Below are 13,970 nucleotides of genomic sequence, written 5' to 3'. Positions count from 1 at the left end.
GCTGGACAGGTGACCCAGACTTTGCTTTCCGACCTGACCACTGCCGCCGTCGGCGGTCCCGCCGGCAACTACATCGAAGCCCGCACGGAGCCGGAAATTATCGACGCCGTGCGCACCGCAGACGCCGCCGGTGAGCAGTTGCTGATCATCGCGGGCGGGTCCAACCTTCTCATTTCCGACGACGGGTACCCCGGCACGGTGCTCCGGATCGCCTCTGAGGGCTTCACCGTCACCGCCGAGGATTCCTGCGGCGGCGTCGCCGTCGTGGTCCAGGCCGGACACAACTGGGACGCCCTCGTGGAGCATGCCGTGCGCCACGCATGGTCCGGCATCGAAGCACTTTCCGGCATCCCCGGGTCCACCGGTGCCACACCCGTGCAGAATGTGGGCGCCTACGGCTCGGACGTGTCCCAGACCATTGCCGCCGTCCGGACCTGGGACCGGGAACGGAACGCCGTCCGTACGTTCACGAATTCGGAGCTCAAGTTCGGGTACCGGGATTCGATCCTGAAGCAGACCACGGTCCAGGGTTCCCCGCGCTACGTGGTGCTCACGGTCGAGTTCCAGCTGCCGCTGGGACGGATGAGCGCCCCCATCAGGTATGCGGAGCTTGCGAAGTCCCTTGGCGTTGAGCCCGGAAAGAGGGCGTACTCCAATGACGTGCGCCGGGAGGTCCTGCGGCTCAGGGCGTCCAAGGGCATGGTCCTGGATACGGCGGACCGAGACACGTTTTCCACGGGATCGTTCTTCACCAATCCGATCGTCCCCGCGGAAGCGGCCGATTCGCTCCCTGCGGACGCTCCCCGGTATCCGGTCGGAGCTGACGGGCTGGTGAAGCTGTCCGCCGCGTGGCTGATTGACCATGCCGGGTTCGGGAAGGGATACGGGCTGGAAACCGGGAGCGTCTCCGGCGGGCGGGCCTCGCTGTCCACCAAGCACACCCTGGCCATCACCAACCGGGGCGGTGCGAGCGCGGCCGACATGGTGGCCGTGGCACGTGAGGTGAAGGCCGGCGTCGTCGAACGTTTTGGCATCGAACTGCACCCGGAACCGCTGCTGATCGGGATCGACCTTTAGGGACCACCCGCTCAGTTCCCGCTATGGCGCGGAACTACCTTGCTGAACAGCATGAACGTGAACCCCGAAGCCGCTGCGCCCAGCAGGAACACCTGGCAAAACGCCACGGACTGCGCACTGGGGCCGTTGCGGAGGACCAGCCCGGCGCAGGCGAACACCACAGCGCCCGCCAGCAGGGCGAAGGCAGCCAGCAGGAAACTCTTGACGGTCGGCGGCATCTCGCTGCCCGGCTCAGGGGCGCCACCGCCGCCGTCGTGGTCAACGGCGCGCCAGCCGCGGTGCCGGGGCTGGAGCAGGGCGGCCGCGATAAAACTGAGGACGGCAACTCCCATGCTCACGGCCGAAAAGAACTGCAGGGCCTGCACGGTGGGGGAGAGGCTTGTTCCGCCGGCAACGGCGATGGAGAGCCCCGCGCCCATTCCGGCGGCACTGGTGACCCATCCCAGCAGGGCAAGGGCCCGGCACAGGGGCCGCAGGTGCGGCCAGAGCTCTCCGATGGTCATCCACCCAGCGTAGGGACCCCGGCTGTAAAACGGCTGGGAGCCTGCGGTGTACTGCCAGTGACCACAGACCCGCATCGCCCCGCACGCGACCTACGATGGGGCTATGGGAGTTGGCGAACGGACCAAGGTCAGGACAAGGGTCACCCGGCACGTCATCGGACGGCTGCGCCTGGCCGCGCAGGGACTGCTGCCGCCGGGGTTCGACTCGCCGCCGGAGGCCGTGCGGTGGATGACGGCCATGCAGGCCCAGGACCTGCAGGCCGCCCTGTGGGCCGTGGGGCTGAGGGTCCCCAACGCCGGCGTTGACGCTGTACGGTCTGCGCTGGACGAAGGGCTGGTTGTCCGCTCGTGGCCCATGCGCGGGACACTCCACCTGCTGGCCCCCGAGGACCTGCGGTGGATCCTGGACATCACGGCCGACCGCCTGCTGCGCGGAATGGGCGGGCGACACCGCGAGTTGGAGATTGCTGCCCGCGACGTGGACGTTGCCCGCGAGGCGGCGCTGGAACTCGTCTCGGGCGGCGGAGCGGCCACCCGCCAAGAGCTCTTCGCGGCTTTTGAAGCAGCGGGGCAGTCCACGAATGGCCAGCGCGGCATCCACCTGCTGGGGGTCCTGTGCCAGCGGGCCTGGCTCGTCCAGGGACCGCTCGCGGGGAACCAACAGCTCATCAAGGCGTTCGACGAGTGGATTCCGAAATCCCGGGAACTGGACCGCTCCGAGGGTATCGCCGAGCTGGTGTTGCGGTACATGCTCAGCCACGGCCCGGCCACGGAGCGCGACTTCGCCTGGTGGTCCGGCACCCCGGTGACGGAGGTCCGCAGCGCGCTGGCGGCCGTGAAGGACCAGCTCGTCGAGCTGGAGTTCGAGGGAGCCAGCTACTGGATGGCGCCCGCCACCGCGGCGCTGCTCGACGACGGCGTTCCAGGCCAGCGCTCCGTGCTGGCGCTGCCGGGGTTCGACGAGTTCCTGCTGGGCTACACGGACCGGTCACTGGTCCTGCCGCCCGAACACGCCCAAAAGGTGGTCCCCGGCGGCAACGGGATGTTCAAGAGGACCATTGTGGCCGGCGGGGAAGTGGTCGGTACGTGGGCGCGGAAAGGATCCGGCCGGACGGCCGCCGTCGTGCCTGAACCGTTCGACACGGTTAACGGACTGCGGCCCGCGGCCCAAAAGTCATTTGAGCTGCAGGCCGCAAGGTACGTGAAGTTCCTCCGCTAGAGCGTACCGGTGGCGATGTTGAGCATGCGGCGCAGCGGCTCGGCGGCGCCCCACAGGAGCTGGTCGCCCACGGTGAAGGCGCTGATGTATTCCGGGCCCATTTCGAGCTTGCGGATGCGGCCCACGGGAATGTCCAGGGTGCCGGAAGCGGCCACGGGGGTGAGGCCCGCCATGGAGTCTTCCTTGGTGTTCGGAATGACCTTGGCCCACTCGTTGTCCTCGGCCAGGAGCTTCTCGATCTCGGCCACGGAGAGGTCTTCGCGGAGTTTGAGGGTGAGGGCCTGGGAGTGCGACCGCATGGCGCCGATCCGGATGCACAGGCCGTCCATCATGATGTGGTTCTCGCCGGCGGTACCGAGGATCTTGTTGGTCTCGACGCCCGCCTTCCACTCTTCCTTGGACTGGCCGTTGCCCAGGTCCGCGTCGATCCAGGGGATCAGGGAGCCGGCCAGCGGGACGCCGAACTGTGTCGCGTCGATGTCGGTGCGCTGGTGCGCCAGGACCTTGCGGTCGATTTCCAGGATGGCCGACGCCGGGTCATCCAGTTCCGAGCTGACCTCGGCGTTGAGCGTGCCGAACTGGCTGAGCAGCTCGCGCATGTGGCGGGCGCCGCCGCCGGAGGCAGCCTGGTAGGTCATGGAGGTGCCCCACTCGACGAGGCCGTTCTTGAACAGGCCGCCGAGCCCCATCAGCATGCAGGACACGGTGCAGTTGCCGCCGATGAAGTCCTTGGTGCCGTTGGCGAGGCCCTTGTCGATGACGTCGCGGTTGATGGGGTCCAGCACGATGATCGAGTCGTCGTTCATGCGAAGGGTGGAGGCGGCGTCGATCCAGAGGCCGTCCCAGCCGCGGCTGCGCAGCTCGCCGTGGACCTGCTTGGTGTAGTCGCCGCCCTGGGCGGTGACGATAATCGGCAGCTTAGCCAGCGTGTCGACGTCGAACGCGTCCTCGAGCTGGCCGGCCGCGCCCGCGGCAGAGCCGGCGAGAGTCGGGGCGGCACCTCCGGCGTTGGAGGTGGAGAAGAACACCGGGTTGATGTTGGCGAAGTCGCCTTCGTCCTGCATGCGCTGCATCAGGACGGAGCCGACCATGCCGCGCCATCCGACCAGGCCGACGGAGGGGGTAGCTGCTGTAGTCATTCGACCAGTTTAGACTTCGGAACCGGCACGGCGCAGTCGGTTACGTCACGGTCCGGCGGACGGCAATGCGGAACCACGCCGGCCGCCGAATTGCTGCCGGGAATGTCGTTCTGCACGCTAGTCCTGTCGAAACGATCGGAGGTGGTCCAACACCTGGCTGTCGGTGAGCCCGTTATCTGGAGGGCGCCGGCACGGCGTCGTCCTGCCGCTCACGCTCTCGGTCGAATACCGCCGTCGGGTCCGCTCGCTGACCGTTCCCGAAGCCAGCGACGACGACGGCCGGCTATTACGAAGGCCCACCACGCTGCGACCAGAGTCAGCCCGGCCATAACGGCAGCGTAGACGGACAGCCCGGGCTCCGAATCCGCTGCAGCCGCGAACGCCCCATACGTCATGGTTCCCGACATAAACACAAGAAAGACGCCAACCGCGATGATCAGTCGCGGGCTCTGCAACGGCGTTATGGCAGCCATCGCGTAGCCTTCCGGAACACCTCCGGGACCATGCTGCTCCTCGTACTGGCGCACATTGAATCGGTTTGGGTCGTATGGGGTGCCGGCAGGTCGCCGGAAAACAGGTCGATCAGGTTTCACAGAGAATTCCTAGCCAAGGGTGCCGTGTATTCAGCCTTCGTCTTCTTCGCCCGGAAAGGGGTATGTACTCTCCGGGAAATTGTCCCTCGTGACGGCGACATTGCCCGGATAGGCCGTGAACCAATGCCTGGCCTGATCATCGGTGACAATCACATAGGGCTTAGGCAGCCCCCGTTCACGACGAAGCCTGCGCGCAAGGAGCTCTCCTCGCAGGGACTGGATGCTGAGTAACCAACCGCCCGTGAACAATAGCGTGCACACCAGGGAAAGCAGTATTGCGCCAATGTTCAGCCCGATGATCCCCATGATCAGGAACAGGGGAGCTGCGAGTGCTGGGATGGTCAGGCCAGCAACCACCAGGCTCATAGTGACGACGTTGCGTGCTGTGTAGTTGCCGAACGGCTGGGCACCACCAAGGCCCCATTCCGCACGTGTGTAAGCGAATATTTGGCGTTCTGCGTCTTGGGCAAAGTAGTACGCGCGATCGATTCTTCGCCTGGTGGCTGTTTCATTCTCCATGGGTAGCATTTCCGGTGGTGGCCCGCAGTTCGCGGAGGGCGCCGGTCAAGCCAGCCTCATCGGCGGCAATTGCCTGCGTGCCGACTACGTCACCGTCCAACGGGGCGTAAACCCAGTGGTCCTCGTCCCGGCGCACGAGAAGTTCTGCCGACCCTGCAGGCCCGGTGGTACGGATGCGCACACCGCCGTCCGGGTGTTCCAGGAGGTGCTGGGCGATCACATACGATCCAGCCGCTTCCGGTGACACAACGGGATCCTGAGGCACGGCGAACCATGTCAACATGGTCCTCGGTTGAAGCAGGAGCCTTGTTTTGTCGGACTCGATCTGAAGGACAGTATCTCCCACTTCGGCTGACTGCAGGAGATCCAGTTGAGTCCACCGCACGGCATTCGCGACGGTGTAGGCAACAACATCGATGCGCGGATCGAAGCTCACGGCAGAGTCAGGCGCCACCTTGGCGAGTCCGCGCGCAATGAGGGATGAAAGGCCGGCACGTGCGAGTCCTGCCTCTTTGGCTTCATCACTGAGGCGAAGCATTGCCGCGCTGGTGATCGATGCCTGGGTGTTCTGGAGTTGCAGAAGGTAGGCCATGTCTGCAATGCCGAATCCCAGTGACATGTCCTCAACTGCCTGTACTTCGGTCATAGTTGCATTCCCTCTCATCGCGGCCGTTCACCAGCCGAAAAAGTCTTTGACGCCATCGCCGATGTTCTTGGTCGTGTCTTCGGCCCAGTTGCCGATCCCGTCGAATGTGGCGTCGATGGAGTCGCTGGCTCCCGGAATCAACTCCACAGCAGCCCAGGCTCCGCTGATCACCATGCAGGTCACACCAACGGGCGGAGGAGCGAATGAAGCTATACCGAGTGCGGTCTTCACGCCGGACCGAAGCGCATCGCCGGTTTCGCCCTCGCGGATGGCATTTGCCGTGTCGAGTCCGTCGAGACCTACCCCCGCGACACCCAGCAGATGACCGGCGGAGTTAAGCCCGAACTTTCCGAGTTTTGAAAGTTCTGCAGCATCCGCCCCGCGGGCCGTCTGCGCGAGGTCTCCGAACTTTCCGCTAAGGAGGTCAGGGGTGCCGGAGAAGAAACCACGCAATGTGTCCTGCCGTGCGGCGGTCTCCCACAGTTCTTTGGTTTTTATCGTGGCCAGGGCGCCAGCGCGGTCTCCGGCGCGCCAGGCTTCAGCGACTTCGTCGCCGTAGCGGCCCGCGAACTGCGTCATATCGCGGATCCCGAACGGGACAGTCTTTAGGCCCAGCACGCCGTTGTAGTTGTCCCAGCCCTCCCTGAACGGCGAGTTGGAGTCCGCCAGCCAATCCGGGCCCCATGGAGTGCTTCCGCCGGTGGGGCCCGAAGTACCAGCGGAGTCGCCGCCGCCAGAGCTGGCCTTCTCCTGCTGCTCGGCCTGGGTCAGCAGCTTCTTCGACTCCTGCTTGAGAGCCAACGCTGTTCTCTGAATGAGGGCACGGTGGCTGCTGTTCCAGTCGGCGCGGAACGTGACCGCGTCCTGACCCTTCCACGCGGGGTTGTTGTTGATCTGGTTGCTCAGCTGTGTTGACTGCTGAAGCAGGCTGTCGGATGTTTTGCCGAGCTGCTGCGCCAGAGTCCGCAGCTGGGCAACGTCCGCGCCCCACAAGTTTCCTGCCACAAGGCACCCCCCCAAAGGTTCTGAGCAGCGGATAATCGTCAAGCTGCTCGCATGACTCTAGTAGCTAAACGGCAGCGCCCGCGATGGGCTGCTCTCCCCATGCTGAAGGCAACCCGCCGCCAGAGCCGCTACTCGGCGTCGTGCTGTTCCAGCACAGCGGCCTTGCGGAGGCGCAGGGCGTAGAAGGCGCCGAAAGCGAACGCCTGCGTGACCACCACCAGCACAATGGCCCCGGCGATCTTGTTGCCGCCCAGGATCATGGTGAGCCCCACGATCGCGGAGAGAAGGGCCAGCAGCGGAAGCAGCATGTAGCCCAGGACAAAGAGTGTTTCCGGTTTCTTCAGCATCTTCCTAGGCCTCGGTCCGACGCCACATGGTGAACCGGTACCGGGTACCGGTAGCGGACGTGAGCCAGCCGGTGGCGGGCTCACTCGCGGTCAGCTTCCATTCGTAACCGAGCTCCGGCGCATAGGTGTCGCCGTCGGTCTCGGAATCGATGAACGTCACTACCGCGACATCGGCGATGTCCAGGGTCTGCGCAAAGATTTCCCCGCCGCCGAGGACCCACACGGTTTCGTGGCCGGGGGCGAACTGGGATTCCAGCAGCGCGTCGTCCAGCGACTTCACCGCGAGGGCGCCTTGTGCCTCAGGCGTGTCACCCCAGCCTTCCTGCCGCGTCACCACAATGTTCGTGCGCCCGGGCAGCGGACGGTACTTGTCCGGGAATGAGAGCCAGGTCTTGCGGCCCATGATCACCGGGTGCCCGTTGGTGAGCCGGGTAAAGTGCTTCATGTCCTCGGGCAGGTGCCACGGCATGTCGCCGTCCTTGCCGATGACGCCGGCCGTGGTCTGGGCCCAGACGAGCCCCACTCCGGTGGTGGCGTCGGCGATTTTTTCAGTGAAGGCCAGGGGATCCATGGCGTTGTCGGTGCTCATACTGCGATCGGCGCCTTAATCGTAGGGTGGTGCTGGTATCCGACCACTTCGAAGTCGTCCAGCGTGTAGTCGAAAATAGAGTCCGGCTTGCGGAGGATCTTCAGCTGCGGATATTCGTACGGTTCCCGCTTCAGCTGCTTGAGCACCTGGTCCATGTGGTTGTCGTAGATGTGAACGTCGCCGCCGGTCCAGACGAACTCACCCGGTTCCAGCCCCACCTGCTGGGCCAGCATGCAGGTCAGCAGCGCATAGGAGGCGATGTTGAACGGGACGCCCAGGAACGTGTCCGCGGAGCGCTGGTACAGCTGGCAGGACAGCTTGCCGTCCGCAACGTAGAACTGGAAGAAGGCGTGGCACGGCGGTAGCGCCATGTCCTGGAGTTCGGCCACATTCCAGGCGGAAACAATGTGCCGGCGCGAGTCCGGGTTGGACTTGAGGTTCTCCACCAGCTCGGCGATCTGGTCGATGTGGCCGCCGTCGGGGGTCGGCCAGCTGCGCCACTGGACACCGTAGACGGGGCCCAGTTCGCCGTCGGCATCTGCCCATTCGTTCCAGATGGTGACGCCCTGGTCCTGCATCCACTTCACGTTGGTTTCACCACGGAGGAACCACAGCAGTTCCACGGCCACGGACTTGAAATGGACGCGCTTGGTGGTGACCAGCGGGAAGCTTTGGCTCAGGTCAAAGCGCATCTGCCGGCCGAACACGCTGAGGGTGCCGGTGCCGGTGCGGTCAGATTTGTGCGTGCCGTTGGCAAGGACGTCACGCAGGAGGTCTTCATAGGGCGTTGGGATGCTCACTGTTCCAGTCTACTGAGGCCGAGTCTCACACGCAGAATGCCTTCGAGCGCGCCGTCATCGAGGCCCGCGGTGCGGCCTTCAGCGATGTAGCGGTCGACGGCGGCAATCAGGTCCGCGGTAACGGCACCGTCCGGGGGGAGACCGGCGTCCGGCATCCCGACGACGACGGTGCCGTTCCGCCGCCGCGTTTCGATCAGGCCCGCCTGCTCGAGTTCCTTGTAGGCCCGCGCCACCGTTCCCGCCGCGATGCCGAGGTCCGCCGCGAGGCTGCGGACGGTGGGCAAACGGGTGCCGGCGGCCAGGGAGCCCACGGCAATCAAGGAGGTGACCTGCAGGCGGATCTGCTCATACGGCGGCACCGCCGAACGGAGATCAACAGCAATGCCGGCCGTCATGTGACGCGGTCCTTCCGCGGCCGGGGAACCGGACCGGAACCGGACCCGCTCCGGGGCCTGACCGGCACGAGGGCCGTGGCGATCGCCGCGAATGCAAGGACGGTGCCCGCGAGCGTGGCTGGAAACCACGGAACGGACGGCATCGGGGCAACTCCGAAAACAGCCGCCCACGCGTGGCTGTTCACCAGCAGCGCCATGGCCGCCTGCGCCATGAACATGGCCGACACCGTGCGCACGATCCGGTTCAAGGTGATGGCCCTCAAGGCGGCGTCGAGTCCGGCGGGAGCATCCGGGATGCCGTGCCGCCGGCGGGTCACGAGGAATGCCGGGACCGCGAGAAGGACCCCCGCAAGGCCGAATAGTGCCGGCACGGACCAACCGGTGTCCCTGCCGAGGAGGGAGTTCCCGGCCGCCGCGACCACCAGCGATGCCACGAAGGCGAGCACCGCGAGGATGAGCGTGGTGAGCAGCGCCGGACCCACCGGCTGCCGTGGCCAGGTCCGCGGTTCAGCCGGGCTCGCGTAATTCCGCTCAAGCAACAGCTCCCCGGCGGCAAGAACCACCAGCACCAGCCCCGCCGCCACTGCCACGAAGGCCGCGGGCCCCCACGGGCCGGCAGCGACGATGGCCGGGACCAGGAAAATCCCTACGAGCAGAGGCAACGCGGCGGCAACACCCAGGGCGGCGCCGATGGAGACAACCAGCTTGCTTGCCGGGTGCGGAGCGGAACGGAAATGCCCGTGCTTCGCGTTCCGCAAGGCCGCGGCGGCCGCGTCAGTTCCCGCCAGTTTCGATGGCGCCCACACCAGCATGGCCAGCAACACGGCGACACCCGCCAGGCCTGCGAAATTCGTCCAGGACGTGCTGCCGGCGGCAGGGTTCGGCCGGGCAACGTAGTTTCCGGCGATGACGGCGAGCCCGGACGCCACCGTGGCGACTGTCCGCAGGAGCCTGTTCATGGCGATGGTCCGCAGCAGTGAATTGTCGTGCTCTGTCAGCTGCTCAAGCTGCCGGCGGCGGGCGATCAGCAGCAGCACGAGCCACGTTCCTGCGGCCAGCACCGCCAGGGCTCCGCCTAGCCAGGCCGCCAGTGTGATGCCCGGGATACGGCCGTCGCCGCCCACTGTCCGGTAGCCCTGCGGGTCCTCAGCCACAGTCCCGTAGGGCATCGCATCGAACGCCGGCAGCGTGGCAGCCCAGGCGATGTAGGCGGCCGCAGCCGTGAAGATGGCCAGGGTGGTCCAGGCGAGCGGCAGCGGAAGGAAATCCCGCATGTGCCGGACCTGGAGGCTCGCCTTCCGGCGGGGACCCCTGGGGCGCGGGTAGCTGAGCTGGCCCAGCGCATGGACCCCGAGGGTGCCCAGGACCGGCCACGCAAGGGCGGGGAGGATCGTCTCCGGGGCAGTCAGGGGCGGGCTGATAAGCGGACTGGTGACGGAGTTCGCCGGAATGATGCCGATGTTCATGGCGCCCTGCAGCGAACTCGTCATCCAGCCAATGACGCCCACCCAGAGCGCGTGCTGGGAGACAGTCTCAGGGGAGGCGCCCATCCGGGGCTCCCACACCACCCACCTGAGGATGATGTAAAGAACGACGGCGGCGGCCAGCGGTCCCAGCAGCAGCATCGGCGGCAGTTCGAATTGGACCGGCATAATCCCCCCAGATTTGCATCAATGTACTAAGTATTTGATACAAAGATGTCCGGGTCAAGACTGGTCCTGGCCGGGGTGACCGGCGGCCGCAGCGCCGTCCGTCCCGTCCGTCGTCGAGTCAGTCGTCGAAGGGCCTGAACTGTTCCACGGCCACAATCTTGTTGCTGTTGCCGCGGGCCACATGGCACACGATGATCTCGCCGGGCGCCAGGTAGGGGTCGGCGGTGGGCAGCATCGCGCGCAGCCGGCCGTTCATGTGCTCACCCAACTGCGACATGACGGTGGGCAGCGCGGGCCGGTGGGTGCACAGGGCGATGGCGCGCTGCTTGTCGAAGAGTGCTTCGACCACGGCCGCGGTCTTCTTCGGGCTCCTGGCATGGCGGTGTTCCGTCAGGGCGTCGTGCAGTTTCACTTTGGCATCCGCGGACTTGGCGTAGGGGGCAATGGTGGCGACGCAGCGCTGCCACGGGCTCGAGTGCACCCGAAGGGGCTTCCACACGTGGAGCAGCCGCCGGACAGCCTGTGCCTGCCGCAGTCCGGTGGCCGCGAGCGGACGGTCCCCTTCGGCCTTGGTCCAGGACGAGCGGGGTTTGGCTTTGGCATGGCGGACCACCAGCAGCGGCCACGTGTCCAGTTCCTTGCGGGCGTGGGCCGCCACGAGGTGCTCGAGCGGCGCAATGTCACCGGGATTGCTCAGCAGGGATGCAGCCTTTTCCGGTGAACACCACATCACGCTGTCCACTTCCTTGCCATCCGGACGAAGGATGGCACCGTCCACGTCCACGGCCCAGTAATGGACTACCTTCAGGCCGGCGGACACGTGGTAGTGGATGGGAGGAAGGGGGATGCCCAGGGTGGCCGTAATCCCGATCTCCTCTTCGATCTCGCGGACCGCGCACTCCGGTATGGTCTCGCCGGCGTCGATCTTGCCTTTGGGCCACGACCAGTCGTCATAGCGGGGCCGGTGAATCAGCAGGACCTCGAGCACGTCTTTGTTGACGCGCCAAGGAAGCGCGCCCGCCGCGGTGACGGCAATCGGTTCCCCGGGATGGTCCGTCTGGTCCGGAGCAAGCGTGTCGTTCGCCGTGTCATTGCTGACTTCGCTTTTGGCGTCACTCTTCGAGGCCAGGGTCCTACCGCCTTATCGTCTGGCGCTGGCGGGAACGTGAAGCGAGGAGCCAGGACTGCACGTCTTCCAGGAGCTTGCCGTCCTCGCCGAGGTGGTGCCTGGTCCATTCGCCCTCACTGTCCAGATGCCAGCTGGACGTTCCCGGGTCCATATAGCGGCGGAGCATGTCCAGCACATAGGACGTGTCGTCGCCGCTGGTCAGCTGGACGAGTGCCTCCACCCGCCGGTCAAGGTTACGGTGCATCATGTCTGCCGAACCGATGTACACCACAGGTTCGCCGCCGTTGGCAAAGGCGAACACCCGGGAGTGCTCCAGGAACCGTCCCAGCACCGAGCGCACCGTGATGTTTTCGCTGAGCCCGGGGATGCCGGGGCGCAGCGAACAGATGCCGCGGACGATCACGTCAACGTTCACACCCGCCTGCGATGCACGGTAGAGCGAATCGATGATGGCCTCGTCCACCATGGAGTTGACCTTGATCTGCACCCTGGCTGAAATGCCTGCCTTGGCGTTGCGGATTTCCTTCTCGATGCGGTCGATGAGGCCGGAACGCACAGAACGGGGCGCCACCAGGAGCCGCTTGAACGTGGACTTCGGAGCGTAGCCGGAGAGCTGGTTGAAGAGTTTGGAGAGGTCCTCGCCCACCTGCTCGTTGGCCGTCAGCAGACCGAGGTCCTCGTAGTAACGGGCCGTGCGCGGATGGTAGTTGCCGGTGCCGATGTGGCAGTAGCGCCGCAGGCCGTCCACTTCCTGGCGAACCACGAGGGAAAGCTTGCAGTGGGTCTTCAGGCCAACAATGCCGTACACCACGTGCACGCCGGCCTGTTCCAGTTTCCGCGCCCAGGAGATGTTGGCCTGTTCATCGAACCGGGCCTTGATTTCCACCAGGGCCAGGACCTGCTTGCCTGCCTCTGCCGCGTCGATGAGGGCATCGACGATGGGGGAGTCACCTGACGTGCGGTACAGGGTCTGCTTGATGGCCTGTACCTTCGGGTCCGCTGCGGCCTGTTCCAGGAAGGCCTGGACGGACGTGGAGAAGGAATCGTACGGGTGGTGCAGGAGGATGTCCCGGCGGCGCATGGCGGCGAACACGTTTGCCGCTTTGGATGTTTCGGATTCGTTCAGGTACCGCGAGGTGTGGGGCACGTGCTTCGGGTAGTGCAGGTCTGCACGGTCGATCCCGGCGATGACGGACAGGCCCCGCAGGTCCAACGGTGCAGGCACGGAGTAGACCTCGGACTCCTCCACGCCCAGTTCGCGGATCAGGAGGGCCCGGATGTTCGGGTTGATGTCGTTGGTGACTTCGAGGCGCACGGGCGGACCGAACCGGCGCCGCAGCAGTTCCTTTTCGAGCGCCTGCAGCAGGTTCTCGGCGTCGTCCTCTTCGACCTCAACGTCCTCGTTGCGGGTGACGCGGAAGGTGTGGTGTTCCAGGACCTCCATGCCGGCGAACAGCTGGTCGAGGTGGACGGCGATGACTTCTTCGAGGGCGATAAACCGGGCCACCCGACCGGGCACCGAACCGGCGCGCGGGCCGTCGATGGAAATGAGGCGCGGCAGCTGGTCCGGAACCTTGACGCGGGCGAAGAGCTCCTTGTCGCTGACCGGATTGCGGACCACCACGGCCAGGTTCAGGGACAGCCCCGAGATGTAGGGGAAGGGGTGGGCCGGGTCCACGGCCAGCGGGGTCAGGATCGGGAAGACTTTCTCCGCGAACATCGCGCTGAGCTGGTCCTTGGCCTGGTCGTCGAGCTCATCCCAGTGCATGAGGTGGATGTGCTCATACGCCAGTGCCGGCCGGATCTGTTCCGCATAGACCCGTGCATGGCGCTGCGCGAGGCGGTGGGCGGCGTCACCGATCTGGTCCAGCACCTGCATGGGGCTCAGGCCCGCCGGCGACGGGACGGCCAGGCCGGTGGCGATCCGGCGCTTCAGTCCGGCCACACGGACCATGAAGAACTCGTCCAGGTTGGAGGCGAAGATGGAGAGGAAGCTGACCCGCTCCAGCAGGTGGAGGTCGGGATCTTCCGCAAGTTCGAGCACCCGCGCGTTGAAGGCCAGCCAGCTGAGTTCACGGTCCAGGAACCGGTCGGGGCTGATGTCGCCCGCGGGCTCGGGGTTGGGCGCGAACTCGGGAATGTCGATCCGGTCCTGCGTGGCGCGGGAAGCCGGCACCTCCGAGGATCCGAAGCGGGCGCGCACCGGCAGCACCTTGGCCTCAGACGTGGCGATTCCGGCAGGTTCCGGTTGCATGGTCACTCCTTTTAGCTGGCGCGGTTTACCTTCAACCTTACAAGCATTCGATTCGGGGGATACGTAGATTTCCTGGACCGTGATGCATGCGTCAGCCAATCGG

14 protein-coding genes are annotated in these 13,970 nt (G+C 65.8%); 2 read left to right on the top strand and 12 right to left on the bottom strand.

The window, feature by feature from the left end; all coding sequences use genetic code 11:
* Positions 1–9: 9 nt before the first annotated feature.
* The gene (locus tag ACSQ1X_RS15395; protein ID WP_436058270.1) at positions 10–1,077 is read left to right on the top strand and encodes a UDP-N-acetylmuramate dehydrogenase; all 1,068 of its coding nucleotides are present in this window, start codon (positions 10–12) and stop codon (positions 1,075–1,077) included.
* 11 nt (positions 1,078–1,088) lie between these two features.
* On the opposite strand, the gene ACSQ1X_RS15390 is transcribed toward ACSQ1X_RS15395, so the two are convergent.
* Positions 1,089–1,580 carry a hypothetical protein gene (locus ACSQ1X_RS15390; RefSeq protein ID WP_436058269.1) on the bottom strand — a complete coding sequence of 164 codons (492 nt, stop codon included), beginning with the start codon at positions 1,578–1,580 and terminating at the stop codon, positions 1,089–1,091.
* A gap of 103 nt (positions 1,581–1,683) precedes the next feature.
* Here ACSQ1X_RS15390 and ACSQ1X_RS15385 point away from each other — a divergent pair, with 103 nt between their 5' ends.
* Positions 1,684–2,799 carry a winged helix DNA-binding domain-containing protein gene (locus tag ACSQ1X_RS15385; protein WP_436058268.1) on the top strand — a complete coding sequence of 372 codons (1,116 nt, stop codon included), beginning with the start codon at positions 1,684–1,686 and terminating at the stop codon, positions 2,797–2,799.
* On the opposite strand, the gene asd is transcribed toward ACSQ1X_RS15385, so the two are convergent.
* The 11 genes from asd to ACSQ1X_RS15330 all read right to left on the bottom strand — a co-directional run bounded on the left by asd (position 2,796) and on the right by ACSQ1X_RS15330 (position 13,867).
* Positions 2,796–3,938 carry an aspartate-semialdehyde dehydrogenase gene (gene asd / locus ACSQ1X_RS15380; RefSeq protein ID WP_436058267.1) on the bottom strand — a complete coding sequence of 381 codons (1,143 nt, stop codon included), beginning with the start codon at positions 3,936–3,938 and terminating at the stop codon, positions 2,796–2,798. The genes ACSQ1X_RS15385 and asd overlap by 4 nt on opposite strands.
* A gap of 623 nt (positions 3,939–4,561) precedes the next feature.
* Positions 4,562–5,050, bottom strand: coding sequence for a hypothetical protein (locus ACSQ1X_RS15375; RefSeq protein WP_436058266.1), 489 nt, complete (start codon positions 5,048–5,050; stop codon positions 4,562–4,564).
* The gene (locus tag ACSQ1X_RS15370; protein ID WP_436058265.1) at positions 5,040–5,696 is read right to left on the bottom strand and encodes a hypothetical protein; all 657 of its coding nucleotides are present in this window, start codon (positions 5,694–5,696) and stop codon (positions 5,040–5,042) included. Before ACSQ1X_RS15370 ends, ACSQ1X_RS15375 begins: the two co-directional genes overlap by 11 nt.
* 27 nt (positions 5,697–5,723) lie before the next feature.
* The gene (locus ACSQ1X_RS15365) at positions 5,724–6,701 is read right to left on the bottom strand and encodes a hypothetical protein (RefSeq protein WP_436058264.1); all 978 of its coding nucleotides are present in this window, start codon (positions 6,699–6,701) and stop codon (positions 5,724–5,726) included.
* A 128-nt stretch (positions 6,702–6,829) separates the two neighbouring features.
* Positions 6,830–7,048 (bottom strand): NF038396 family protein, encoded by a 219-nt coding sequence (locus tag ACSQ1X_RS15360; protein ID WP_028269619.1) that lies wholly within the window; start codon positions 7,046–7,048, stop codon positions 6,830–6,832.
* A 4-nt stretch (positions 7,049–7,052) separates the two neighbouring features.
* The gene (locus ACSQ1X_RS15355; RefSeq protein ID WP_028269618.1) at positions 7,053–7,637 is read right to left on the bottom strand and encodes a dihydrofolate reductase; all 585 of its coding nucleotides are present in this window, start codon (positions 7,635–7,637) and stop codon (positions 7,053–7,055) included.
* Complete coding sequence (locus tag ACSQ1X_RS15350; RefSeq protein WP_028269617.1) at positions 7,634–8,437, bottom strand: thymidylate synthase; 804 nt, start codon at positions 8,435–8,437, stop codon at positions 7,634–7,636. The genes ACSQ1X_RS15355 and ACSQ1X_RS15350 overlap by 4 nt, the downstream gene beginning before the upstream one ends.
* On the bottom strand, positions 8,434–8,832 hold the full coding sequence (locus tag ACSQ1X_RS15345; RefSeq protein ID WP_055799551.1) for a GntR family transcriptional regulator: 399 nt from the start codon (positions 8,830–8,832) through the stop codon (positions 8,434–8,436). The genes ACSQ1X_RS15350 and ACSQ1X_RS15345 overlap by 4 nt, the downstream gene beginning before the upstream one ends.
* The gene (locus ACSQ1X_RS15340) at positions 8,829–10,484 is read right to left on the bottom strand and encodes a hypothetical protein (RefSeq protein WP_436058263.1); all 1,656 of its coding nucleotides are present in this window, start codon (positions 10,482–10,484) and stop codon (positions 8,829–8,831) included. Before ACSQ1X_RS15340 ends, ACSQ1X_RS15345 begins: the two co-directional genes overlap by 4 nt.
* A gap of 118 nt (positions 10,485–10,602) precedes the next feature.
* The gene (locus tag ACSQ1X_RS15335) at positions 10,603–11,520 is read right to left on the bottom strand and encodes an NUDIX hydrolase (RefSeq protein ID WP_436059348.1); all 918 of its coding nucleotides are present in this window, start codon (positions 11,518–11,520) and stop codon (positions 10,603–10,605) included.
* Between the two features lie 97 nt (positions 11,521–11,617).
* The gene (locus tag ACSQ1X_RS15330; protein WP_055799546.1) at positions 11,618–13,867 is read right to left on the bottom strand and encodes an RNA degradosome polyphosphate kinase; all 2,250 of its coding nucleotides are present in this window, start codon (positions 13,865–13,867) and stop codon (positions 11,618–11,620) included.
* Positions 13,868–13,970 lie beyond the last annotated feature (103 nt).

It is taken from the genome of Arthrobacter sp. LjRoot78, assembly GCF_964254335.1.
GTDB lineage: Bacteria > Actinomycetota > Actinomycetes > Actinomycetales > Micrococcaceae > Arthrobacter.
The sequence above is the reverse complement of the archived record's forward strand: the minus strand, read 5'-3'. Positions and strand labels throughout refer to the sequence as shown.